Source organism: Loktanella atrilutea (assembly GCF_900128995.1).
GTDB lineage: Bacteria > Pseudomonadota > Alphaproteobacteria > Rhodobacterales > Rhodobacteraceae > Loktanella > Loktanella atrilutea.
Genome location: NZ_FQUE01000003.1, coordinates 194,260 through 218,266, shown reverse-complemented (window position 1 = coordinate 218,266; position 24,007 = coordinate 194,260). Strand labels below are relative to the sequence as shown.

Here is a 24,007-nt window from a genome sequence, read left to right as displayed (position 1 = left end):
CACCATGGAAAGTTATGACTACATCATCATCGGCGCGGGCAGCGCCGGATGCGTGCTGGCTAACCGTCTGACGGAGAACACCGGAAACAAGGTCCTGCTGCTGGAAGCCGGTGGCAACGACAACTACCATTGGGTTCACATCCCCGTCGGCTACCTTTACTGCATCGGCAACCCGCGCACCGACTGGCTGTACAACACCGAGGCCGAGGCGGGTCTGGGTGGCCGGTCGCTGATGTATCCCCGCGGCAAGGTACTTGGCGGCTGTTCATCGATCAACGGCATGATCTACATGCGGGGACAGGCACGAGACTATGACCAGTGGCGCCAGATGGGCTGCACCGGCTGGGGATGGGACGATGTGCTGCCGCTGTTCAGAGCGCAGGAAAATCACCACCGCGGCAGCAGCGAAGTTCACGGCGCCGGCGGGGAATTGGACGTGGCCCCTGCCCGCGTCCGTTGGGACGTGCTTGATGCCTTTCTAGAGGCCGCGCAACAACACGGCATCCCGCGCACCCACGATTTCAACGGCGGCGACAACGAGGGCGGCGGCTATTTCGAGGTTACGCAACGCAACGGTCTGCGGTGGAGCGCGACGAAAGCCTTCCTGCGCCCGGCAATGAAGCGGCCCAACCTGCGCGTGATCACCAGCGCGCAGGTCGCACATCTGACGATCGCGGAAGGGCGCGTCACCGGCGTTGCCTTCGATCATGAGGGTCAGCGCAAGACGGCCCGTGCCCGCCGTGAAACGATCCTCAGCGCGGGGGCCATAGGGTCGCCGCAAATTCTGGAATTGTCCGGCATCGGTCAGGCAGATCGTCTGTCAGAAGCAGGCATCACGCCGATCCTCGACCGGCGTCAGGTGGGCGAAAACCTGCAGGACCATTTGCAGTTGCGCATGATCTTCAAGGTCAGTGGCGTGAAGACATTGAACGAGGCGGCGAGCACCATGTTGGGCAAGGCCGGTATCGCGTTGGAATATCTGCTCAAACGCTCCGGTCCCATGTCGATGGCCCCTAGTCAACTGGGCATTTTCACCCGCTCCGGTCCGGAAAAGGAGACGGCTGATCTGGAATACCACGTACAGCCTGTGTCTCTCGACAAGTTTGGCGATGCGGTCCACCCATTTCCCGCGATGACCGCCAGCGTCTGCAACCTGAGCCCCGAGAGCCGTGGTTCCGTTCACGTAAGCGGGCCGGACGCGGGATCGCCCCCTGCGATCCGCCCGAACTACCTTTCAACCGAGGGCGATCGCCGTGTAGCGGCCAAGGCGATTCGCCTGACGCGAGAGATCGCCGCCCAACCCGCCTTCGCAAAATACCAGCCAGAGGAGTTCCGGCCAGGACCGACCTACCAGACCGAGGCGGAGCTGCAGCGCGCCGCGGGAGAGATCGGCACGACGATCTTTCATCCGGTAGGCACCTGCCGCATGGGCGACGATCCCGAAAGCGTCGTGGATTCACGTTTGCGGCTGCGTGGCTTGCAAGGGCTGCGGGTCGTAGATGCCTCCATCATGCCGACGATCACCTCCGGCAATACCAATGCGCCGACGATGATGATCGCACAAAAGGCTGCCGCCATGATTCTCGAGGACGCTTCGGTCCGTAGCACTTGAACCCGTGCGACGTGCACCCCGCCGGGGAACACGCCGCGGAGGGCATCAGCTGGCAGGCATCGACGATACGCCGACCTGCGCCGGGCGCAGCAGGCGGTCGTGCAGCATGAAACCTTCGGTGGAAACCTGGATGATGTGACCGGACGTGGTGCCCGGCACCGGTGCCTCGAACATGGCCTGATGCACGTTGGGATCGAACTTGTCGCCCACCTCCGGCACGATCGGATCGATGCCGTGCTTTTTGAAGACGGACAGCAGCTCTCGCATTGTCAGTTCGACGCCTTCCAGCAAGGCCGCATTCACCGCCTTTTCAGCTTCTTCCGCAGACTGCAGGGCGCGGCGCAGGTTATCGTAGACCGGCAGCAAATCGCGGGCCATGCGGGCGCTGCCATAGTTCTCGGCCTCCTTCCGGTCACGGTCGGCTCGCTTACGCGTATTTTCGGCATCTGCCAGCGCACGCATGAACTTGTCGCGCATGTCGTCGCGCTCGGCTTCGATGGTGGCAATGCGGGCCAGAACCTCGTCGCCATTCTCGTCCATGGCATCGCCTTCGGCTGCCATTTCATCAAGGCTCATCGGTTCGGATTTGTCTTCGGACATGGTCACTTCCTGTCAGGTGCGGTCGGCGATCATCTGGCCGACCCGCTGTGCGGTATAATTCACGATGGGCACGATTCGCCCATAATTCAGTCGAGTCGGACCAATGACGCCCACGGCGCCAATGATCTTACGGTCGGCGTTCATATAAGGAGAAACCACCAGAGAGGAACCCGAAAGTGAGAAAAGTTTGTTCTCTGACCCGATAAAGATGCGCACGCCGTCGCCCTCCTCTGCCAGTTCGAGGAACTGCGCAATATCTCGTTTTCGTTCGAGGTCGTCGAACAGGCTACGGATGCGATCGATGTCACCCGCCTGATCGGCATCGGATAAAAGATGGCTGCTGCCGCGCACGATCAGTCGTTCGTTCTGCTCGCCTTCGTTTTCCCACAGGACGGCACCGGACTGCACCAGATCGGCAGCGAGAGTGTCGATTTCCTGACGTCGCGCCATGATCTCTCTCGCGATGACGGCGCCGAGAGTGGACAGCGTCTGACCCTCTGCGATCGCATTGAGGAAATTCGCTGCCTCACGCATCGAGGACGGGGTCTGACCGAGGGGTGGCGTAAATATGCGGTTTTCCACGTGACCGTCTGCAAAGACAAGGACGACAAGCGCGCGATTTGCAGACAGCGAAACGAATTCGATATGCCGGATCGGCGCTTCGTGCTTCGGCGTAAGAACGAGGCTGGCAACCTGCGTCACGCCCGACAGGGCCGAACCCACGCGGTCGAGCATGGACGCAACATCGCCATCACCGTCGCCCAGTGTTTGATCGATGCGACTGCGATCCTCGCCTGACATGTCCTCGACCTCCAACAGGCCATCGACGAACATGCGTAGTCCGATCTGGGTCGGGATGCGGCCCGCGCTGACGTGAGGGCTGCCCAGCAGGCCAAGATACTCCAAGTCGTTCATTACGTTGCGGATCGTGGCCGCGCTGACCTGTTCGGACATGGTCCGGGTCAGGGTGCGGCTGCCGACGGGACTTCCTGTTTCGAGATAGCCTTCGACAATGCGACGAAAGACCTCGCGCGCACGCGCGTTCATGTCGTCGATCCTGGGGGTGCGGTCTGGCATCGGTGTCCGGTACAAGGGATCGCATTCTTAGCGCGCTTGATGGCGCGACGTCAATCGGGCTTGGATTTCGAGGTTGGGCGGCGTATCCGACGAACGCAACCTTGAAAGGATCATTCCCATGCGCCCATCAGGCCGCAAGACCGACCAAATGCGTGACTGCAGCATCGAAACCGGCGTGACCCGTCATGCCGAGGGGTCTTGTCTGATCCGGATGGGTGATACCCATGTCCTGTGCACCGCCAGCATAGACGAACGGGTGCCGCCGTTCCTAAAGAATTCCGGCTTGGGCTGGGTCACGGCAGAATACGGGATGCTGCCGCGTGCTACGCACAGCCGGATGCGGCGCGAGGCGAAGAACGGCCAGAGCGGCCGGACGCAGGAGATCCAGCGTCTGATCGGGCGCAGCCTGCGTGCCGGGGTCGACCGTGTCGCGCTTGGCGAGCGTCAGATCACCGTCGACTGCGATGTCATCCAGGCGGACGGTGGTACGCGCTGTGCAGCGATCACCGGCGGTTGGGTCGCCCTGAAGCTGGCGGTGAACAAATTGATGAAGGCGGGGGTCGTCACCAGCGATCCGCTGGTCGATCCGGTGGCAGCGATTTCCTGCGGCATTTACGCCGGACAAGAGGTTCTGGACCTCGACTATCCCGAAGACAGCGAGGCTGGCGTCGACGGCAATTTCATCATGACCGGTGGAAAACTGGTCGAAGTCCAGATGTCGGCCGAGGGCGCCACCTTTACACGTGGACAGATGGACACGCTGCTGGATCTGGCCGGTGGCGGAATAGCGGATCTGAACCGCATCCAAACGCAGGCAGTGACATGAGACGGTTTTCCGGCAAAGACCTCGTGGTCGCGACGCATAACGCCGGCAAGATGGAGGAAATTGCCGATCTACTGCGTCCATATGATGTGACGCTGACTTCGAATGCTGACCACAACCTGCCAGAGCCGGAGGAAACCGAGGACAGTTTTGTCGGCAATGCGCGCATCAAGGCGCATGCGGCCGCCAAGGCAACCGGCCTGCCCGCGCTGGCGGATGACAGCGGGATCGAGATCGACGGCTTGAGCGGTGCGCCGGGCGTCCGCACGGCGGACTGGGCTGAAACGTCGACAGGTCGCGATTTCGACATGGCCATGGCGCGGGCGTGGTCGGAACTGGAGGCGGCGAACGCGCCCTTCCCCCGCAGTGCGCGGTTCTGCTGTACGCTGGTTCTGGCCTGGCCGGACGGCCACGACGAGGTCTTTGCCGGTGTGATGCCGGGGCAAATCGTCTGGCCGGGACGAGGAAACCGGGGTCACGGTTACGATCCGATCTTTCAGCCCGAGGGCTATGACCAGACATTCGGCGAGATGGACCGCTGGCAAAAGAACCGCATCAGTCACAGGGCCGATGCCTTCGCCAAGCTTGTGGCCGGCTGCTTTGCCTGATCCCGCATTGGAAGATTGGCGCCATGGCGGGTTCGGGCTCTATTTGCATTGGCCGTTCTGCCAGTCAAAGTGTCCCTACTGCGATTTCAATTCTCATGTGGTGAGTCATATCGACGAGGCGCGCTGGAAGGCGGCCTATCTGAGCGAGATCGATCGTCTGGGAGCTGAAACGAAAGGCCGTGTTCTCCAGTCGGTGTTCTTTGGCGGTGGCACGCCCAGCATGATGTCACCGGACCTGATCGACGCCATCCTGCGTCGCATCAGGGCAACTTGGCCGATGGCAAACGATGCAGAAATCACGCTGGAGGCCAATCCGACATCCGTCGAAGCAGGACGGTTCGCAGGCTATAGCGATGCGGGGGTCAACCGGGTGTCTCTTGGCGTGCAGGCCCTGAACGACGACGATCTGCGGCGGTTGGGACGAATGCATTCGACCGCAGAGGCGATGGCAGCCTTCGACATCGCCCGCAATATCTTTGATCGGGTCAGTTTTGATTTGATCTACGCGCGGCAAGGCCAGACTTTGGCAGAATGGACCTCGGAACTGTCACGCGCCCTTTCTATGGCAGTGGATCACCTATCACTTTACCAACTCACCGTGGAAGATGGCACCGTCTTTGGCGCGCGCGCCACTCTGGGGCAACTTCATGATCTACCGGACGAAGATCTGGGGGCAGATCTGTATCTGGCGACACAGGAAATTTGCGCCGATGCGGGTTATGTCGGTTACGAGATTTCGAACCATGCACGTCCGGGGGCCGAAAGCCGACACAATTGCATCTACTGGCAGTCCGGCGATTACATCGGGATCGGACCTGGGGCGCAGGGTCGCCTGACGCTGGACGGCAGCCGGTGGGGTACCAGCACATCTCTGGCACCCCTACCCTGGCTGGCACAAGTCGAACGCACCGGTCGTGGCGAGATCGAGCGTGAGGCAATCACGCGAACCGACCAATTGACTGAAATGCTGCTCATGGGACTACGGTTGCGGGACGGCCTGTCGACCTCACGCCTTGCAACCGCTGGATTCGATCCGGCTGCGGCGCAATTGGCAGATTTGATCGAACTCGGTCTGATCGCAGAAGACCCGGACCGGCTACGGGTAACTGATGCCGGACGACCGGTGCTGAACGGCATCTTGCGTCGGCTTCTGGCCAATCAATCCCCGGTCAACTGACGCATCAGATCATCAAGTTGGGCAAGCGATTTGTAGGTGATCGTCAATTTACCGCCCTCCTGCCCCGCCACATGATCGATTCTGACGCCCATCCGAAGGGCCGCGGTCAATTCGCGCTCGAGCATGATCGTGTCGGGATCTTTGGCGCGACTGCGGGCTGGCGACTGGCTGCGCCCCGCGGTCGGCCCTTTCTTCAGTAGACGCTCTGCCTCTCGCACGGACATCTGCTTGCCGATGATCTCTTGCGCGAGCGCTTTGGCCTCGGGGTGGCCCACCAAGGTGCGCGCATGACCTGACGTCAGTTTTCCCTCTGAAAGCCAGCCGAGCACATCGTCTGGCAATTGCAGAAGACGCATCTGATTGGCGATATGGCTGCGGCTTTTACCGAGGGCCGTGGCAAGCTGTTCCTGGGTATGTCCGAAACGATCCATCAGCTGGCGATAACCGGCCGCCTCGTCCACGGGGTTCAGGTCAGCGCGTTGGATATTCTCGATGATAGCGATTTCGAGAACTTCTGTATCGTTAAAATCGCGAACCAAGACGGGCAGTTCATGCAGTTGCGCCATTTGCGCCGCACGCCAGCGGCGTTCGCCTGCAACGATCTCGTAGATCTCCGAATCCTCCGGCGCAATTCGTACGATCAACGGCTGGATTACGCCCTTTTCGCGGATCGAATCCGAAAGGTCAGACAGCGCGTCGGCATCGAAGGTCCGACGTGGCTGATCCGGGTTTGGACGAATTCGATCTACCGGCACCATGAGATCCGGCCTCCGCGGCACGGATTTGGTGGTATCCGGCTGATCAACCGCAACATCTGCCATCAGTGCGGACAATCCACGCCCGAGACCACGGCTTTTGGGTGTCGTCGCCATCAGCTAACCTTTCGCATCGAAATCTTGTCTTTTGCCATCAGTTCAAGGGCAAGTTTACGATAGGCCTGACTGCCGGCAGACTGACTGTCGTAGGTCAGCGCGGGCATGGCATAGGATGGCGCCTCACTCAATCTCACGTTCCGCGGGATGACGGTCGTAAAGACGAGCCCGCCCAGGTTCTCGCGGGCATCGGCCTCGACCTGTTGGGACAAATTGTTGCGCCGATCATACATGGTCAAAACGACCCCCGCTATCCGTAGAGATTTGTTCGCGGTCTGACGTACCTCGCGAATTGTCAGCATGAGTTGAGACAGTCCTTCCAAGGCAAAGAATTCACTTTGCAACGGTACGATCATGGCATGGGCTGCCACCATTGCGTTGACTGTCAAAATATTCAGCGACGGCGGACAATCGATAAGGATATAATCAAAGCCGTATGCATCCATTGGCAGTTGCCTCAAGGCGTCGTGCAGCAAAAATGACCGTTTTTCATTCGAGATCAGCTCGATATCTGCCGAGCTGAGGTCAGTCGTGGCCGGTATTATCGATAGATTCGGGACATCGGTTCGCTGCACAGCCTCGGCAGGACTCGCATCGCCAATCAGAAAATCGTAGGTCGTTACATCACGTCTATCGAGCGCAATACCCAATCCAGTCGAGGCATTGCCTTGCGGGTCCAAGTCGATCAAAAGTACCTTTTGGCCCTGCTCTGCCAATGCTGCGCCGAGGTTTATGGTCGTCGTTGTCTTTCCGACGCCGCCCTTCTGATTGGCAACGGCCATTATCTTTGTTGACGGTGAACGATCATCATTGGCCACGTTTAATATCCCTGATTTCCAAGATACGCGAATCTGGATCAGTACCACTGTGGTGCAGCTTGTACTGGAAATTCCAAGTTTGCTGAGCCAGAGCGAGTTCGTTCTGATACGTGCGTCCTTTCAAGAAAAGGGCGGTTCCCTCGGAATGGAGCAAACTATTGCCGAACAACAAAAGAGTTTGCAGCGGTGCCAACGCACGGGCAGTCAAGACATCCGCCCTTTGCAGATCTACGGCCTCAATTCGAGCGGGCAATACTGTAATCGATAACTTCAGTTTGCGACTTACTGTCCTCAGAAACGCGGCTTTCCGCTGGTCACTTTCAATCAACGTAAATTGGAGCTTTTGGTCGCGGAATTTATCAATAATTGCAAGAACGATACCCGGCAAACCTGCCCCGCTCCCAATGTCGGTTACGCTCTGAGAGCCATTAGGAATCAGTTTGTATAACTGCGCTGAGTCAGCAATATGACGTGTCCAAACGTCATCAGCCGTCGAGGGAGCAATCAAATTGATGGTTTTGGTCCACGCCAGCAGCAGTTCTTGATACCGTTCCAAATCATGAATTGTTTCACGTGAAACATTACTGAAAATTTCTGACTCAGGCGTCATACGGCCCGACTAACCTGACTGCGACGTACCGCAGATAGCACAAGCAAGCTTGCAGCAGGTGTCATCCCTTCAATTTTTGAGAGTTGTGCCATGGAAGCGGGTTTAACGGCCTTCAATTTCAACTTCAGCTCATTCGAAAGCCCAGACAACGAACCATAGTCGAAATTCGGCGAAATAGTCATCGCTTCGTCGCGACGTAATGCATCTATGTCCCGCTGCTGACGTTTGATATAAGGCGAATAAAGCGCGTCATTGCGAATCTGAGCGCTGATAGATGGTTCGACATCGTCTAAACCCGGCACAAGTTCGACGAGTTTTTCAAATTCCATATCTGCCAGAGACAGCGCGTCCAATGCTGAACGGCTTGCACCATCGCGACCAATATTAACACCAACGTCGGCTATTTCCGCACTCGAGAGATTGATCTTTTCAAGATGCGCGCGCACTGCAGATATTTTATCAATCTTCTTCGAAAAGGCAGCCCAGCGATCGTCGGGCACGAGACCGTACTCTCGGCCAAGAGGTGTCAGTCGCTGATCCGCATTATCAGCCCGAAGGGCAAGGCGAAACTCTGCGCGAGATGTAAACATACGATATGGCTCTGTCACACCTCGCGACGTCAGGTCGTCCAACATGACACCAATGTATGAATTGGAACGGCTGAAATGCACAGCTTCCAAGCCACGCGCACGACGCGACGCATTCAATCCGGCAACGATTCCCTGCGCTGCCGCCTCCTCGTACCCGGTTGTGCCATTGATTTGCCCCGCCAAATAAAGACCCGGGCAAACCTTTAGTTCAAGGGATGGGTGTAGATTGCGGGGATCGACATAATCGTACTCGATCGCATATCCGGGTTGCTTAATTACGGCGTCTTGGAGACCATTGATCGAGTGCACGTAGGCTTCCTGGACGTCAGCCGGCAGAGAGGTTGATATACCGTTCGGGTAAATTGTGTCGCTCGTCAGACCTTCTGGCTCCAGATAAATCTGATGTGAATCCTTATCCGCAAAACGGGTAATTTTATCTTCGATGGATGGACAATAACGCGGTCCAACGCCGTCGATATGGCCGCCATACATTGCGGACTTTTCGAGGTTGGCGCGGACGATATCATGAGTTTTCGAGTTTGTTTCGGTAATACCGCACGCGACTTGGGGCGCGGTTACACCTATCGACAAAAAGGAAAAGAGCGACGGCACGTCATCTCCGACCTGCCTATCCAGCTTATCCCACTGAATGGTCCGACCATCAAGCCGAGGAGGTGTGCCAGTTTTCAAGCGCCCTAGCTTCAGACCAAAATGGTCCAGGCGCTCAGCCATCCTTACGGACGCTTTGTCCCCCATCCGACCACCGTCGTGCCGCTGATCACCAATATGAATAACGCCGCGCAGGAATGTCCCCGTTGTTAAAATCAGGGCATGCGTTGTCAATATAGAACCATCAGCCAACTGAACTGACTCAATGACATTGTCTTGAGTACCGAAATCAACGACTTCGCCTTGTATAACAGTAAGTAGTTCTTGATTTTCGATAACTTTTTGCATTGCCTGACGATATCGCAGCCGATCAGATTGCGTTCGCGGACCTTGGACGGCTGGACCTTTGGTTCGGTTCAGCAGGCGGAATTGAATGCCAGATACATCTGCCACCAAACCCATCGCACCGCCAAGAGCATCGATCTCTCGAACCAAATGCCCTTTTCCCAATCCGCCGATAGCAGGGTTGCAGGACATGACGCCAATGCTCTCGGTATTTAACGTTATAAGCGCAGTTTCGGCCCCGGACCGCGCAGAGGCAAGTGCGGCTTCGCAGCCGGCGTGTCCACCGCCAATGACCACGACATCGAATTGTTTCACGTGAAACATTGCTATTTCCCGATGCAAAAACTGCGAAAGATCTCGTCTAGAAGGTCCTCTACATCTACCCGCCCGACGAGCATGTCAACCGCGCGCGTGGCACTTCGGATGTCCTCAGCGACCAAGTCAGCCGACGCAGCACCATCAATCATTACCCTTGCACGATCAATTTCGACAATTGCCCGCTGCATCGCGTCTCGGTGTCGATCGCGAATGACAACACTGGCACCCATTGCCCGAAGCTCTAGGATGCGGGTGATGTCCTTGAGCATTTCATCTACCCCCTGCCCCGTCAGTCCGGATACGCCGTCACCGTATACATCCGCCTTCGCACGCAGCATCAAATCGTCGGCATGAGGAGTCATTGGCAAATCCTCCGAATCTTCCATAAGAAAGATTCTTAGATCTGCCATTTCTGCCCGCTGAAGAGCCAGCGATACTCCAAGCTTTTCAACCTTATCAGTCGTGTCACGTATCCCGGCTGTATCAAGCAAGGTGACCGGTAGACCCGCAAGATCCATCCGCACCTCAATGACATCGCGGGTGGTGCCAGCGATATCGGACGTGATAGCAGCAGACCGACCTGCCAATCGGTTCAATAACGTTGATTTGCCTACATTCGGGCGACCGACGATAGCAACTTCGAATCCATCACGTATCCGCTCAGCGGCGTGCGCGCCTTCAGTCTGCGATATCAATTCTGTCGCCGTATCGTTTAAAAGAGATAGAACTTCTGGATAGACGTCGACGGGTACGTCTTCGTCGACGAAATCTATCGTCGCCTCGACCAAAGCAGCCGCACGAACGAGACGCGTGCGCCAGCGCTCCGCCATATCACTGAGAGCACCTGTAAAAATACTGACCGCCTGTCTCCGCTGCGCTTCGGTTTCAGCATCGATCAGATCAGCTAAGCCCTCAACTTGCGCTAGATCCAGACGGCCATTTTCCAAAGCCCTCCGTGTAAATTCTCCCGCTTCGGCTTGCCGTGCACCGCCTTGCTTCAGACTAGCCGAAACGGCAGCCACAATTGCCACACTGCCATGCAAATGAAACTCGACAACGGTTTCGCCAGTGAAACTGCGGCCTTTCTCGAAATGCAGAATAAGCGCATCATCCAGCATGGCGCCATCGCTATCTCTGAGCCGCCGCAACCCGCGTCGTGGTGGCACGTCGCGCATCAGCTTCGCTGCTATTTCAACCGCATCCGGACCGGACAGCCGCAGTACAGACACACCGGCACGGCCAGGCGCGGACGCCAAGGCAAAGATCGTATCTATGGCAACTACCAAAATTCGATCAAGTGTTCATCGAATCGAAGAAATCCGCGTTGGTCTTGGTCTGCTTCAACTTGCCGATCAGGAATTCGATCGCATCGGTCGTCCCCATCGGGTTCAAGATCCGCCGAAGGACATAGGTCTTGGCCAAGTCACTTTTCTCGACGAGCAATTCTTCCTTCCGCGTGCCGGATTTCAGAATATCCATCGCCGGGAATACGCGCTTGTCGGCAACCTTACGGTCCAGCACAATTTCAGAGTTACCGGTGCCTTTGAATTCTTCAAAGATCACCTCATCCATCCGAGACCCGGTATCGATCAACGCGGTCGCGATGATCGTCAGCGAACCACCTTCCTCAATATTCCTCGCGGCACCGAAGAACCGCTTCGGGCGCTGCAGCGCATTCGCGTCCACACCACCCGTCAACACCTTGCCTGACGAGGGTACCGTAGTGTTAAAGGCTCGGCCCAGGCGCGTGATAGAATCCAGCAGGATGACGACATCACGCTTTTGCTCCACCAATCGTTTGGCTTTCTCGATCACCATTTCGGAAACTGCAACGTGTCGAGAAGCGGGTTCGTCGAACGTCGATGATACGACTTCCCCTTTCACGCTTCGCTGCATGTCCGTGACTTCCTCCGGGCGTTCGTCAATCAGCAGGACGATGAGATAAATCTCTGGATGATTTTTCTCGATCGAATGCGCGATGTTCTGCAGTAGGACAGTTTTACCGGTCCGCGGCGGCGCGACGATCAGCGAACGCTGACCCTTCCCGATTGGCGAAACGAGATCGATGATCCGGGCGGACCGGTCCTTTTTGTCGTGCTCGCTGTCAACTTCCATTTTCAGCCGCTCGTCAGGGTAGAGCGGTGTCAGGTTTTCGAACGCGACTTTGTGTTTTGTCTTCTCGGGATCTTCAAAGTTGATCTTCTCAACGGTCTTCAGCGCGAAATACCGTTCATTATCATTGGGTTCCTTCATAGTCCCTTCAACCGTATCACCGGTCGACAAGGAATATTGCCGGATCATCTCGGGCGAGACATAGATGTCATCCGGGCCGGGAAGATAATTCGCTTCGGGCGACCGCAGAAAGCCGAACCCGTCCTGCAAGACTTCCAGAACGCCGTCGCCTCCGATCAGCCACTCCTCATCCGCTCGTTCACGCAGGATGGCGAACATCATGTCGCCCTTCCGCATCGTCGAGGCATTCTCGATCTCGAGTTCTTCAGCCATGGACAGCAAGTCCTTAGGACTCTGTGCCTTCAGGTCGGCCAGGTTCAGACGGTGTTCGGACATGAGGTATGGTTCCAGACGCCGCGGCGGGCGTATCAAAAGTTCGGATCGGGGAAACGCAGGATTGCCCGGACGGGCAGCGTCATTCAGCGATAATTGTCGCTGTATGAAAAGTCAACGCGTCTTAGAAGGGTTTCACGACGACCGCAACGACAGCCACGATCATCAGGACCGTCGGCACTTCGTTTGCCAGCCGATAGGTGCGACCGGATCGGGTATTACGACCCACGGCAAAATCCTTGCTTCGCGCTGCCATCCAGACATGTGCCGCCGTCATGGCAATCACGGCACCTAATTTTGCCCACCCCCAGACCGCGCTAAAATCGAGGCCTCCCATGGCGACCATCAATCCGCCGCAGATCCATGCCGTGATCATCGCCGGCCGCATGATCAAACGTAGCAGCTTGTCTTCCATGATCCGAAAGGTCCGATCCAACTCGGATCCAACGGTAGCGCGTTCGGCGTGATAGACGAAGAGACGCGGCAAATAGAACAGCCCGGCCATCCATGCGATCACGGCCATGACATGCACTGCCTTGATCCAGTCATAGTATCCGTTGAGCCAACCCACGATCTTGTCCCCGTCAAACGTTTACGTCTCCTTAAAGAATAAAGAGAAAAAAGAAAGATGATGATGTTTTAGGTAGGACCAGAATCTGTGGATTAATATTTCATACCCAGAATTATCCACATCAACAGCCAAGAGGGAGACGGAAGTTACGGCACGCAAGGATATAAAAGTATCATAAATTTATACGGTTAATCTTGACCTCTCCGGCATATTTCAGTCCTCATCAGTCTTGACTCTGTCATCAAATGAGATTTGTGCACATGGGTCAGTTCTCCCATCCCCATGTTAAGCACCTGTTCATCTTCAGGTGTCTTATCCCCTCCTCCGCAGCTCACTTGTCTTCGGACGATCGTTGTCGCACATCTGAAGATATCGCGGGCACCGCTTTTCCGATGGGTTATCCACATGACTGACGACCTGATCCTGGCCAGCGGATCGAAGATCCGTGCCACTCTCCTCCGCAATGCCGGTGTGACATTTCGTACGCAGATCGCTCGGATTGACGAGGACGCCGTTCGCTTGGCGCTACAGGCAGAGGGCGCATCGCCCCGTGATGTCGCCGATGCGCTGGCAGAATTGAAAGCGCGAAAGGTTTCAGTCAGGCAGCCGGAAGCAGTGGTGGTTGGCTGCGACCAGGTTCTGGCTCTTGGACAGGATATTTTGTCAAAGCCAGAAGATCCTGCAGCTGCCCAAGCGCAACTGCAAGCGCTTCGGGGTCGGATGCACAGTCTTCTTTCTGCCGCTGTCGTCTATGTGGACGGACAGCCGCAGTGGCGGCATGTAGGCGTCGTGCGTCTTCATATGCGCGATGCCAGTGACACCTTCATCGCCGATTACGTCGCCCGGAACTGGGAGGAGATCCGTCACTGCGTCGGCGCCTACCAGATCGAAGCGGAGGGCGTCCGGTTGTTCCATCGGATCGAAGGCGATTATTTCAATATCCTCGGTTTGCCGTTGTTGGAACTCTTGTCATATCTGACGCTGCGCGGGACATTGGCGGCATGACACGTCCAGACATTCCCCTCGCCGGTGTGATCGGCAACCCGATAAGCCAGTCCCGCTCTCCCGTGATGCATCGCCACTGGCTGCGGCGCTATGATCTGCGCGGCGATTACGTGCCCCTGCATGTCGCCTCGCAGGATCTGAAGGATGTCGTTCGTACCCTGCCCCGCATGGGATTTGTCGGCGCAAACGTCACGATCCCGCACAAGACCGAAGTGCTGAAGTTCGTCGATCATGTCTCTGACCGTGCGACCCTTATCGGAGCGGCCAATACGCTCATCTTCCGAGAAGATGGAAAGATTCACGCGGATAATACGGACGGTTACGGCTTCATGGCCAACCTTCGACACGGCGCGCCGGGCTGGGATCCGAAGGATGGACCCGCCGTGATCCTTGGGGCCGGTGGGGCAGCACGTGCCATAATTGTGGCTCTTGCGGATGCCGGGGTTCCGCAGATCCTGCTGGCCAATCGTACGCGTGCCAAGTCGGAGGCGTTGAAGGCAGAATTCGGTCAGCGGATCGTCGTTGTCGACTGGGTGCAGGCTGGAACGGTGCTTGGCGACGCAGCACTTCTTATCAACACGACATCCCTTGGCATGACAGGTCAGCCCGAATTGCGCGTGTCGCTGGACCATCTGCGCCCCTCCACCATCGTTACCGATATCGTCTACAACCCACTGCAGACCGATCTGCTGCAACGCGCAGCCGACCGAGGGTGCGAGACCGTCGACGGTCTCGGCATGCTGCTTTATCAAGGCGTGCCGGGTTTCGAACGCTGGTTCGGTCGACGACCGGAGGTCGACGAAGCGCTTCGAGCCGCCGTGCTGGCATGACACATCTTCTTGGGCTTACGGGCTCGATCGGAATGGGCAAGAGCACGACCGCTGCCATGTTCCGCGATATGGGCATCCCGGTCTGGGACGCAGACGCAACGGTCCACGGCCTCTATGCCCCCGGTGGCGCCGCGGTTGAACCCGTGAAACGTATCTTTCCGGAAGCCGTCCAGAGTGACGCGGTGTCCCGCCCTGCCCTCAATGAAATCCTGCGCACAGACCCCGAGGCGCTGAAGCGACTGGAGGAGATCGTCCATCCTCTGGTCAAGGCCGACCGCGATGCCTTCATCGCCGCCCACCCGCACGAACTTGTCGTTCTTGATATTCCGCTTTTGTTCGAAACAAGTGCGGCCGAATGGCTGGACACGGTTCTTGTGGTCAGCGCCCCGGCCGAGGTGCAGGCCGCCCGCGTTCTTGCCCGCCCCGGCATGACGCAAGAGACCTTCGACCTTATCCTGACACGCCAGATCCCGGATGCGGAAAAGCGTCGTCGCGCCGACGTGGTGATCGAAACACTGACACTGGACGACACCCGGACTGCCGTGCAAAACCTGATTTACGATCTGACAGGAAAAAAGCATGCGTGAAATCGTTCTCGACACGGAAACCACTGGGTTCGAGCCTGAAGACGGAGACCGCATTGTCGAAATCGGTGCTGTTGAACTAATCAATCACATGCCGACCGGTCGGACCTATCATCAGTATATCAACCCGCAGCGGACCATGCCGCAAGGCGCGTTCGAGGTGCACGGTCTGGGCGACGATTTCCTGCGCGACAAGCCTGTCTTCGCTGCGATTGCCCAGGATTTCCTCGACTTCATCGGCAACGATGCGAAGCTTGTCATTCACAATGCTGCCTTCGACATGAAATTCCTGAATGCGGAACTTGGCTGGGCAAAGAAACCAGCGATCGCAATGGATCGGGCGCTCGACACGCTTGCCATAGCGCGTCGGCGGTTTCCGGGGTCTCCCGCCTCTCTGGATGCCCTGTGCCGCCGGTTCGGTATCAACAACGATGCCCGTACCCTTCACGGCGCCCTGCTGGACAGCGAAATCCTTGCGGAGGTCTATCTTGAACTGATCGGCGGGCGTCAGCCGGATTTCGCCTTGTCGACACGGGCGGCGACGGGACCGGCAATCAAGACGGAAACGGCTTGGCGCCCGGCGCCCCGCGAAAAACCGCTGCCTTCACGTCTTACTTCAGAAGAAGCCGCCGCCCATGACGCTTTCGTGGCGAACATGGGTGACGGCGCCTTATGGAAAAGGCTGGCCTAATTGACCGGCTGATTTTCCTGCGCCTTCTTCTGCGCTTCCATCTGAGCAGCCAGCTTTGCCCGATAAAGCGCCACATAGTCGAACTGTTCAAGATTCAAAGATTGGAAGCCGCCTTCGCGCGTCAGGTCAGCAACCAACTTGCGGATATACGGGAAAACAAGACGCGGGCACTCGATCATCAGATACGGCCCCATCTGCTCGTCCGGAACGCCGCTTACCTGAAAGACCCCGGCATAGTCGACTTCCAGCACGAACAGGGTTTCGCCCTTTTCCTTCGTCTTGCTGGTGATGTTCAGTTTGGTGATAACCTCGAACTGGTCATCGCCGCCGCGCTTGCGGGCCTCGACATCGACGCGGGCCTGAATGTCGGGGGTCGCATCGCCGCTGATCCCCTTTTGCGCCAGAATGTTCTCGAACGACATGTCCCGGACATACTGTGCGACGATACGGTTCGTGATCTGCGGCGGCTGCACGGGTTTCTGGGGCGTGTCGTTTTCCGGGGTCTCGTTGTCGGCCATCTGGTCACTCCTCACTCTGGGTTGCCATTGGACATATCAGGCAGAGGCTTCGTGCTCAATGCCGGGTCCAGCCGGACGGACCATGCGTCGGACGCTTGTCCGGATCGATGGTTTCGAACTCGCCGTCGATCACACGGTCATCGGGCCCGACCGGTCCGGTCGGACGCGTTCCGGACTGCGGCCCCATCTCAAACTGTGCGAACCGGACGCGCGACTTGATGGCCAGAAAGGCGCGGCGGCGCACGGCGGGGATCAAGAGAGCAAAGCCGCAGGCATCGGTGAAGAACCCCGGCGTAAGCAACAATGCCCCGGCGAACAGGATCATTGCGCCGTTTGCAAGGGGTTCTGCCGGATCCTGCAAGGTCGAGAATGACTGCCGCAGCCGCCCAAGCTCTGCTGCACCCTGCGTGCGGACCAGCCAAGACCCCAGTACCGCCGTCACGAGCACAATGAGCAGCGTCGGCCACAACCCGATCAGCCCGCCAACCTGAATGAAAAGGGCGATCTCGATCAGGGGCACGGCGATGAACGCCAGAAGCAGTCGCATATCGGGTCCTTTGGTCACGGTGGCGGGGGCGCAGGTGGACTTGACCCCGGGTGGCCCCTACATAGGATGGACCATTGACGGTTTCCAGCCGCCCGGAAAGAGGAACACATGAACGGACCCATCATCCAGCTGCTCGTCCTTGCGGGAATCGCAATATTTCTGATCCTGCGGCTGCGGGGCGTTCTCGGCACCCGTGAAGGCTTTGAAAAGCCGCAAATTCCAGCGGATCAGGTGGTAAAGACCGATTCACGCCGGCGCGACTTCGAGGTGATCGAGGGTGGGCCCGACCGCGACATCACAGATCACGCGACGGAAGGAAGCGATACAGCGCAGGCGCTGACTGCCATGAAGCGGGTCGATCCGTCGTTCAACGTGACGCAGTTCCTGACCGGGGCGCGGTCTGCCTACGAGATGATCCTGATCGCCTTTGAGCATGGCAGTCTTGACGAGGTTCGTAATTTCATCTCGCCCGACGTCTATGACGCATTCGAGCAGGTGGTTCACCAGCGTGCAGACCAGGGACTGCAGGTCACTGCCGTTTTCGTCGGCATCAGCGACCTTGGCCTGAAGGACGCGACATTCGATCCGCAGACGAAAGAGGCCGAGATGACCGTCCGCTTCACCGGTGAGATGAACTATGTCGTCCGCGATCACGGCGGCGACATCGTCGAGGGTGATCCCAACGCGATCAAGCGTCAAAAGGACGTCTGGACTTTTGCTCGCGTCATGGACAGCGCTGATCCCAACTGGCGGCTGGTGGCCACTGGCGAATAATGCTTCGGGGTCTGGCACGGACGTCTCTTCTGATCTTTGCGATGACTGGGACGGCCATGGCTGAACCGACTTACACTTTCCTGACCTACGAAGACCTCGACGGCTGGGCCGCCGATGATCATGCAGCAGCTCTTAATGTATTTATCCAGACCTGCGGCGACATCCCCCGCCCCGATTGGGCGCGCCTTTGCGCCTTTGCCAAGGATGGCCCGGCAGCGCGCGACTTCTTTGAAACATTTTTTCAGCCTGTCTTGATCGAGGACGGCCAGCCCATGCTTTTCACCGGCTATTACGAGCCGGAGTTGCGCGGCAGCCTGACCCCCGACGAGGTTTACCCTTACCCGATCTATCGTCTGCCGGACGACGGTACCGAAGGCGTCTATAGTCGGCGCGAGATCGAGGAAAACCAGCCCTTCGCGGATCGCGGGATGGAGATTGCCTGGCTCTCCGATCCGGTCGATCTATTCTTTCTTCAAGTGCAGGGATCAGGGCGCATCCGCCTGCCCAATGGCCGTGTGATCCGGGTGGGCTATGCGGGAAAGAACGGGCGCGATTATACATCGATCGGACGCGCGCTGGTTGACCGCGGCGAATTCACGCTGGACGAAGTATCGTCTCCGGTCATCCGCCAGTGGGTGCTGGACCATCCGGAAGAAGGCCCCGGCCTTTTGTGGCTGAATGAATCCTACGTGTTTTTTCGCACAATTGATGAAGTTCCTGCCGAACGGGGCCCCCTCGGCGCAATGAACCGGTCGATCACGCCCGGTCGCAGCATTGCCGTCGATCCCGCGATCACCCTGCTCGGTGCGCCGGTCTGGATCGAGAAGGATGGCACGGACCCCATGCGGCGCTTGATGGTCGCGCAGGATACCGGGTCCGCGATCAAGGGCGCACAGCGGGCGGACATCTACTTCGGCACCGGCGACGCCGCCGGTGCGGCGGCCGGTGCGGTGAAGGACGGCGGGCGCATGGTCGTGCTGATGCCCGTCGAATACGCGCTGGCGAAGGTCAGCGATCCGCTGGACTACTGATGCGAAGGCCCCGGCACCTTTCCCCAGACGACAAAGCGGTCTGGGACCACGTCAGGGCGCAGGTCAAACCGCTTCACGCTCAGAAGCGGCCAAAGCCTGTGCCCGATCCCGTGCTGCCGTCGCGCAAGGTCGCACCAAAATCACCCGTTGCGCCTTTCGACGTCGGCGCGAAGGCGGACGTCACCCGCCCCCACGATATCCTGCCCCCGCTGCGCGAGCGTCTGCGTAGTGCCCCCGTCGCGATGGACGCCAAGAACTTCCTGCGGATGAAGGCGGGCAAGCTGAAGCCGGAAGGGCGGCTCGACCTGCACGGCATGTATCAGGACGAGGCCTATCCCGAGCTGATCGCTTTCATTCTGAACGCGCAGGCCGCCGGAAAGCGGCTGGTGCTGGTCATCACCGGCAAGGGCCGCGTCAGCGACGGCTGGGCACCGGAGGGACGCGGCGTGCTGCGCCGTTACGTCCCGCAATGGCTGAAACTGCCCCCCTTGGCCCCCGCGGTGCTGGAGGTGCGTCCGGCGCACCTCAAGCACGGCGGCGACGGGGCCTATTACGTCTATCTACGCAAACGCCGTTAGGCTACGCCTCGCGTTGCGGACGGGAACGATCAGCACGAGGGCGGCGAAGGCAAAGACGGCCGCATAGCCGAGCTGCTGCACCTCGAAGCCCACGCCCGCATCGATCAGCCAGCCCGACAGCCCCGGCCCGATTGCCGATCCCAGCACCATGAGCGCCGTGGCCGCCGCCTTGATCGATCCGAGATGGCGCGTGCCGTAAAGCTCGGCCCAGCAGGCATTCAGCAAGGTCGCCTGACCGCCCCCTGCACTGCCCATCAGGATCACCGCGATGGCGGTCATCCAGACTTCGGTCGCATACCAGTGCAGCACGAAGGCCGCGACCAGCGGTAGCAGATAGACCGGCAGCAACCGCAGGGCGCCGAAGCGGTCGAGGGCCCAGCCATAGACGATCGTCGACAGCACGAGCGCCGCGGTCCCCAGCGGAAAGACCGACACCAGTTCAAGCTGGGTCCAGCCTTTGATCTCGGCGAAATGGGCCTGGTGGAACCAGAAGGCGGTGGCGAAGCCGGAGAAGGACATGACTGCCGGGACCATCGCCCAGAACATCGGGTGGCGCAGCGCTTCGGCGCGGGTCCAGTGCCGTCCGTCCATGCCTGTCGCGCTCGTTTCCTGTGCGACGGAGGCCGGGGATCGCTCCAGTCGTAGCAGCCGGAACAGCACCAGCGACGCCAACACGGCGAAGACCGCGAACCCGATCCAGAGGATGTGCCAATCGACGAACCGCTTTAGCCAGACCATCGTCAGGGGCAGCAAAGCCTCTCCCGCCATGACGCCGAAGGCGGCAAAGGCCAGGGCACGTCCCCGCGTCGCCACGAACCAGCGCGACATGGCGACGGCCGCGACATGGCTGGTCATCCCCTGCCCGGTAAAGCGCAGCGCGAAGATGACGACGGGCAGCAGGATCACGAAGGGATTGAGCGCCATGAACACGCAGGCCGCCGCGAGGCACAGGACCGTGCCGATCCCGAGGACCCGCACGCGGAACCTGTCCGCGAGACCGCCAGCAAAGACCATGATGGCCGCGGAGGCGCCGGTGCCGATCATGTAGATCAGCCCCCATTCGCCGTTCGTCAGCCCATAGGCATCGCGGATCTCTCCGCCAAACGCCGCGATCAGGAACGTCTGTCCGAAGCTGGACAGGAACATCAGGAGCGCGCCGGTCACGAGGAACGGCGCATTGTCTTTCACGAAGCGGAGGTAGGTCGGCGCGGCGGTCATTGCGCCCTTGTGATCCCACACCTGCTGGAGGGAAAGGGCGAAATGAGGATCAGCGCGCAGATTTGTCGGGGGCCGGCATCGCGGCCTGCCCCGCCATGGCGCGGATCAGAGCACGTAGCGCGACAGGTCGGTGGACCGCGACATCTCGCCCAAGTGCTTCTCGACGAAGGCGGCGTCGATCACGATCTCCTCTCCGCCCCGGTCGGGCGCGGTAAAGGACAGGTCCTCGAACACCCGCTCGATCACGGTATAGAGCCGGCGGGCGCCGATGTTCTCCACGCTCTCGTTGACCTGCGCTGCGATCTTGGCCAGTTCCGCTATGCCGTCCTCGGAGAACGTTACAATTACATTTTCGGTCTTCATCAGCGCCGAGTATTGCAACGTCAGCGCGTTGTCCGTCTCAGTCAGGATGCGGACGAAGTCCTCCTCCGTCAACGCGCGGAGCTCCACCCGGATCGGCAAACGCCCCTGCAGTTCCGGCAGCAGGTCCGACGGCTTGGCGACGTGGAAGGCCCCCGAGGCGATGAAGAGAATGTGGTCGGTCTTGATCGGCCCGTGCTTCGTGCTGACGGTCGTGCCCTCGATCAGCGGCAGAAGGTCGCGCTGCACGCCTTCACGACTGACGTCGGCGCTGCGCGCGTCGGACTTGGCGCAAACCTTGTCGATCTCGTCCAGAAAGACGATGCCGGATTGCTCCACCGCCTCCAGAGCAGCCTTGGTGACGGTCTCATCGTCCAGAAGCTTGTCCGCCTCGTCCGCGATCAGGGCGTCGTAGCTTTCCGCAACAGTCATCCGTTTTTTAACCGTGCGCCCGCCGGACATCTTGCCGAACATGTCGGCCAAATTCATCATCCCCGGCTGCTGGCCCGGTATTTCGAACCCACCCAGCGGATTGGAGGTGTCCTTCAACTCCAGCTCGATCACCGTGTCGTCCAGTAGACCGTCCTTCAGCTTCTTGCGGAACATCTCACGGGTACCCTCACGGGCGTCCTTGCCAGCGACGGCAGTGACGACACGCTCCATCGCGGCTTCGATCGCTTTGGTCTTCACATCCTCGCGCATCCAAGTGCGCGTCTCGACGATCGCGCTTTCGACAAGGTCACGGATAATCTGTTCCACGTCGCGACCCACATAGCCGACTTCAGTGAACTTCGTCGCCTCGACCTTGATGAAAGGTGCACGGGCGAGTTTCGCCAGACGGCGGCTGATTTCGGTCTTGCCGACGCCGGTGGGTCCGATCATCAGGATATTCTTCGGGTACACCTCGTCGCGGAGGTCGTCGCCCAGTTGCTGACGGCGCCAGCGGTTGCGCATGGCGACGGCCACGGCACGCTTTGCGTCGTTCTGGCCGATGATGTAGCGGTCCAGCTCGGACACGATTTCGCGGGGGGTCAGATCGGTCATGATCAGTCCTTTGTCAGGGAAACGGGCGGCAGACGGTCAAGGGGCAGCACCCCCGCCAAGGGCCGCAGGAGGGTGGCGCGAATAGGGGCCCAGAACGCGCCGAGGAGGAGAAGAACGATCCCGAGCATCAGGATCGGCAGGGCGGCACTTTCGCCGCGAAAGACGGTCAACGACAGCGTGACGATGTATCCGATGGCGGCGATCAGGAACGACCGGCGGTCGATGACAATGGCGACGAGGGCAAACAGCCCGAGAATCGCCAGCAGGAAGAGATTTGCCGCCCCGCCCCGGTCCAGCAACGACAGCGCGACGGTGTTGACCAGCGCGGGGGCCGCGACGACATGCAGCCAGAACCCGTTCGCCGATCGCCGGGTGACGCGGTGCGGATCGGACATGTCGAACCGCATCGCGACACCAAAGACGGCAAGACCCAGCACAAGCGTGATCCAGGCAAAGGGCCCATCGGCCGAAAGCTTGAACATCTCGACCCAGGTGGCCGGGGTGCCGCGGGCGATGGCGGCGATCAAGATGCCGATGGAGAAGAGCCCTACGGCGACGATGGCCAGCGCGAAGGGCACACGGAACCGGGCCCAATAGACCAGCACCGCCAGCGTCGCGCAGACGGCGGGCCAGGGCAGGCTGCTGAAATCGTTTTGCGCCACCATGAAGGGCTGCGCGAACCAGATGCCGAAAGACAGCAAAGCCGTCAGCGCAAACATGATCGAGAGCGCTATGGCCGGCGCCACCATCCGCCGGCGGATCACGAAGTATTCCGACAGCACCCAAGTCAGGGCCGCTGTCAGAAGGCCGATCAGCGCACCGTTGCCACGGTCGCTGACCCCCACGAAGAGTGTGACGACGCCGACCCAGCCCGACGACAGGATCAGCAGTCCGACGACGATAAAGATCTCATTAAATCCGCGGAACAGCTCGAACGGTTCGTCACCCGCCGCTAGTCCTTCTCGCGCGCCTCGCCGGCTGTCGGCCAGGCTGGCAAGGGATGCGGCCTGCGCCTCGGATATGACACCCGCGGCGGTGGCTGCGCGCAGGTCGTCACGGTCAATCATCGAGCGATGGTCTCGACGGTCAGGTTGCCGTTGGTATAGACGCAGATGTCCGACGCGATCGCCATCGCCCGGCGCGCGATCTGTTCGGCATCCATGTCGGTGTCCATCAGCGCCCGCGCCGCGGCAAGCGCGTAGTTGCCCCCCGACCCGATGGCGGTGACGTCATGTTCGGGTTCCAGCACATCGCCCGCGCCGGTAATGACGTAAAGATCGCTGCCGTCGCTGACGATCAGCATCGCCTCCAGCTTCTGCAGATACTTGTCGGTGCGCCAGTCCTTCGCCAGCTCCACGCAGGCACGCTGCAACTGGCCGGGCGTCGCCTCCAACTTCTTTTCCAACCGTTCGAGCAGCGCGAAGGCATCGGCGGTCGACCCTGCGAAACCGCAGACGACATCCGTACCCTTCACCGCCAGACGCCGCACCTTGCGGGCAGTGCCCTTGATGACCGTCTGGCCCAGACTGACCTGTCCGTCGCCCGCAATGACGACTTGGCCGCCCTTGCGAACACCGATGATTGTCGTCCCGTGCCAGCCGGGAAAATCTTCACGGCTCATGAGAGCCTCCT

At 59.3% G+C, this 24,007-nt stretch carries 26 protein-coding genes; 11 read left to right on the top strand and 15 right to left on the bottom strand.

All coding sequences use genetic code 11. From position 1 onward, the window contains the following. Positions 1–4: 4 nt before the first annotated feature. Positions 5–1,612, top strand: a complete 1,608-nt coding sequence (locus BUA54_RS08855) for a GMC family oxidoreductase (protein WP_072856881.1) — start codon at positions 5–7, stop codon at positions 1,610–1,612. Positions 1,613–1,657: 45 nt separating this feature from the next. On the opposite strand, the gene BUA54_RS08850 is transcribed toward BUA54_RS08855, so the two are convergent. Together BUA54_RS08850 and hrcA are read right to left on the bottom strand one after the other, a co-directional pair. Further along, on the bottom strand, positions 1,658–2,212 hold the full coding sequence (locus BUA54_RS08850) for a nucleotide exchange factor GrpE (RefSeq protein ID WP_072856880.1): 555 nt from the start codon (positions 2,210–2,212) through the stop codon (positions 1,658–1,660). Between the two features lie 12 nt (positions 2,213–2,224). Further along, positions 2,225–3,289: a heat-inducible transcriptional repressor HrcA gene (hrcA, locus tag BUA54_RS08845; protein WP_072856879.1), complete on the bottom strand. Its 1,065-nt coding sequence runs from the start codon at positions 3,287–3,289 to the stop codon at positions 2,225–2,227. Between the two features lie 118 nt (positions 3,290–3,407). On the opposite strand from hrcA, the gene rph reads away from it, so the two are divergent. The 3 genes from rph to hemW are packed head-to-tail and all read left to right on the top strand — an operon-like array spanning position 3,408 to position 5,897. Further along, a complete protein-coding gene (rph, locus tag BUA54_RS08840; RefSeq protein WP_072856878.1) occupies positions 3,408–4,115 on the top strand; it encodes a ribonuclease PH in 708 nt (235 codons plus the stop codon). Then, positions 4,112–4,720, top strand: a complete 609-nt coding sequence (locus BUA54_RS08835) for a non-canonical purine NTP pyrophosphatase (RefSeq protein ID WP_072856877.1) — start codon at positions 4,112–4,114, stop codon at positions 4,718–4,720. The genes rph and BUA54_RS08835 overlap by 4 nt, the downstream gene beginning before the upstream one ends. Beyond that, the gene (hemW, locus tag BUA54_RS08830; RefSeq protein WP_072856876.1) at positions 4,683–5,897 is read left to right on the top strand and encodes a radical SAM family heme chaperone HemW; all 1,215 of its coding nucleotides are present in this window, start codon (positions 4,683–4,685) and stop codon (positions 5,895–5,897) included. The genes BUA54_RS08835 and hemW overlap by 38 nt, the downstream gene beginning before the upstream one ends. Here hemW and BUA54_RS08825 read toward each other — a convergent pair. The 7 genes from BUA54_RS08825 to hemJ all read right to left on the bottom strand — a co-directional run bounded on the left by BUA54_RS08825 (position 5,879) and on the right by hemJ (position 13,198). Continuing rightward, a complete protein-coding gene (locus BUA54_RS08825) occupies positions 5,879–6,769 on the bottom strand; it encodes a ParB/RepB/Spo0J family partition protein (protein WP_072856875.1) in 891 nt (296 codons plus the stop codon). The two genes, hemW and BUA54_RS08825, sit on opposite strands and share 19 nt — an antisense overlap. Then, complete coding sequence (locus tag BUA54_RS08820; RefSeq protein ID WP_143155392.1) at positions 6,769–7,551, bottom strand: ParA family protein; 783 nt, start codon at positions 7,549–7,551, stop codon at positions 6,769–6,771. The genes BUA54_RS08825 and BUA54_RS08820 overlap by 1 nt, the downstream gene beginning before the upstream one ends. A 25-nt stretch (positions 7,552–7,576) precedes the next feature. After that, the gene (gene rsmG / locus BUA54_RS08815; RefSeq protein WP_072856873.1) at positions 7,577–8,197 is read right to left on the bottom strand and encodes a 16S rRNA (guanine(527)-N(7))-methyltransferase RsmG; all 621 of its coding nucleotides are present in this window, start codon (positions 8,195–8,197) and stop codon (positions 7,577–7,579) included. Next, the gene (gene mnmG / locus BUA54_RS08810; protein WP_072856872.1) at positions 8,194–10,065 is read right to left on the bottom strand and encodes a tRNA uridine-5-carboxymethylaminomethyl(34) synthesis enzyme MnmG; all 1,872 of its coding nucleotides are present in this window, start codon (positions 10,063–10,065) and stop codon (positions 8,194–8,196) included. The genes rsmG and mnmG overlap by 4 nt, the downstream gene beginning before the upstream one ends. A gap of 2 nt (positions 10,066–10,067) precedes the next feature. Beyond that, on the bottom strand, positions 10,068–11,333 hold the full coding sequence (gene mnmE / locus BUA54_RS08805; RefSeq protein WP_072857045.1) for a tRNA uridine-5-carboxymethylaminomethyl(34) synthesis GTPase MnmE: 1,266 nt from the start codon (positions 11,331–11,333) through the stop codon (positions 10,068–10,070). A gap of 19 nt (positions 11,334–11,352) precedes the next feature. Next, positions 11,353–12,627 carry a transcription termination factor Rho gene (gene rho, locus BUA54_RS08800; RefSeq protein ID WP_072856871.1) on the bottom strand — a complete coding sequence of 425 codons (1,275 nt, stop codon included), beginning with the start codon at positions 12,625–12,627 and terminating at the stop codon, positions 11,353–11,355. A 121-nt stretch (positions 12,628–12,748) separates the two neighbouring features. Continuing rightward, the gene (gene hemJ / locus BUA54_RS08795; RefSeq protein WP_072856870.1) at positions 12,749–13,198 is read right to left on the bottom strand and encodes a protoporphyrinogen oxidase HemJ; all 450 of its coding nucleotides are present in this window, start codon (positions 13,196–13,198) and stop codon (positions 12,749–12,751) included. Positions 13,199–13,600: 402 nt separating this feature from the next. Here hemJ and BUA54_RS08790 point away from each other — a divergent pair, with 402 nt between their 5' ends. Genes BUA54_RS08790 through dnaQ form a run of 4 tightly spaced genes read left to right on the top strand, consistent with a single transcriptional unit; the run spans position 13,601 to position 16,305 of the window. Then, entirely contained in the window at positions 13,601–14,200 is a 600-nt protein-coding gene (locus BUA54_RS08790) for a Maf family nucleotide pyrophosphatase (RefSeq protein ID WP_072856869.1), read from the top strand. Beyond that, positions 14,197–15,030 carry a shikimate dehydrogenase gene (locus BUA54_RS08785; protein ID WP_072856868.1) on the top strand — a complete coding sequence of 278 codons (834 nt, stop codon included), beginning with the start codon at positions 14,197–14,199 and terminating at the stop codon, positions 15,028–15,030. Before BUA54_RS08790 ends, BUA54_RS08785 begins: the two co-directional genes overlap by 4 nt. Then, positions 15,027–15,617 (top strand): dephospho-CoA kinase, encoded by a 591-nt coding sequence (coaE, locus tag BUA54_RS08780; RefSeq protein ID WP_072856867.1) that lies wholly within the window; start codon positions 15,027–15,029, stop codon positions 15,615–15,617. Before BUA54_RS08785 ends, coaE begins: the two co-directional genes overlap by 4 nt. Then, positions 15,610–16,305, top strand: a complete 696-nt coding sequence (dnaQ, locus tag BUA54_RS08775; RefSeq protein ID WP_072856866.1) for a DNA polymerase III subunit epsilon — start codon at positions 15,610–15,612, stop codon at positions 16,303–16,305. The genes coaE and dnaQ overlap by 8 nt, the downstream gene beginning before the upstream one ends. On the opposite strand, the gene secB is transcribed toward dnaQ, so the two are convergent. After that, entirely contained in the window at positions 16,302–16,823 is a 522-nt protein-coding gene (gene secB / locus BUA54_RS08770; RefSeq protein ID WP_072856865.1) for a protein-export chaperone SecB, read from the bottom strand. The genes dnaQ and secB overlap by 4 nt on opposite strands. A gap of 55 nt (positions 16,824–16,878) precedes the next feature. After that, on the bottom strand, positions 16,879–17,370 hold the full coding sequence (locus tag BUA54_RS08765; protein WP_072856864.1) for an FxsA family protein: 492 nt from the start codon (positions 17,368–17,370) through the stop codon (positions 16,879–16,881). A 108-nt stretch (positions 17,371–17,478) separates the two neighbouring features. On the opposite strand from BUA54_RS08765, the gene BUA54_RS08760 reads away from it, so the two are divergent. Genes BUA54_RS08760 through BUA54_RS08750 form a run of 3 tightly spaced genes read left to right on the top strand, consistent with a single transcriptional unit; the run spans position 17,479 to position 19,753 of the window. Next, positions 17,479–18,144 carry a Tim44/TimA family putative adaptor protein gene (locus tag BUA54_RS08760; RefSeq protein ID WP_072856863.1) on the top strand — a complete coding sequence of 222 codons (666 nt, stop codon included), beginning with the start codon at positions 17,479–17,481 and terminating at the stop codon, positions 18,142–18,144. Next, a complete protein-coding gene (gene mltA / locus BUA54_RS08755) occupies positions 18,144–19,175 on the top strand; it encodes a murein transglycosylase A (RefSeq protein WP_072856862.1) in 1,032 nt (343 codons plus the stop codon). Before BUA54_RS08760 ends, mltA begins: the two co-directional genes overlap by 1 nt. Further along, on the top strand, positions 19,175–19,753 hold the full coding sequence (locus BUA54_RS08750) for a Smr/MutS family protein (RefSeq protein ID WP_072856861.1): 579 nt from the start codon (positions 19,175–19,177) through the stop codon (positions 19,751–19,753). Before mltA ends, BUA54_RS08750 begins: the two co-directional genes overlap by 1 nt. Here the strand turns inward: BUA54_RS08750 and BUA54_RS08745 are convergent. From BUA54_RS08745 to hslV, 4 genes are all read right to left on the bottom strand, one after another. Beyond that, complete coding sequence (locus BUA54_RS08745) at positions 19,736–20,971, bottom strand: MFS transporter (protein ID WP_072856860.1); 1,236 nt, start codon at positions 20,969–20,971, stop codon at positions 19,736–19,738. The genes BUA54_RS08750 and BUA54_RS08745 overlap by 18 nt on opposite strands. 105 nt (positions 20,972–21,076) lie before the next feature. Continuing rightward, on the bottom strand, positions 21,077–22,375 hold the full coding sequence (gene hslU / locus BUA54_RS08740; protein ID WP_072856859.1) for an ATP-dependent protease ATPase subunit HslU: 1,299 nt from the start codon (positions 22,373–22,375) through the stop codon (positions 21,077–21,079). A 2-nt stretch (positions 22,376–22,377) separates the two neighbouring features. Further along, the gene (locus tag BUA54_RS08735; RefSeq protein WP_072856858.1) at positions 22,378–23,442 is read right to left on the bottom strand and encodes a hypothetical protein; all 1,065 of its coding nucleotides are present in this window, start codon (positions 23,440–23,442) and stop codon (positions 22,378–22,380) included. Further along, complete coding sequence (gene hslV / locus BUA54_RS08730) at positions 23,439–23,996, bottom strand: ATP-dependent protease subunit HslV (RefSeq protein ID WP_072856857.1); 558 nt, start codon at positions 23,994–23,996, stop codon at positions 23,439–23,441. The genes BUA54_RS08735 and hslV overlap by 4 nt, the downstream gene beginning before the upstream one ends. Between the last annotated feature and the right edge of the window lie 11 nt (positions 23,997–24,007).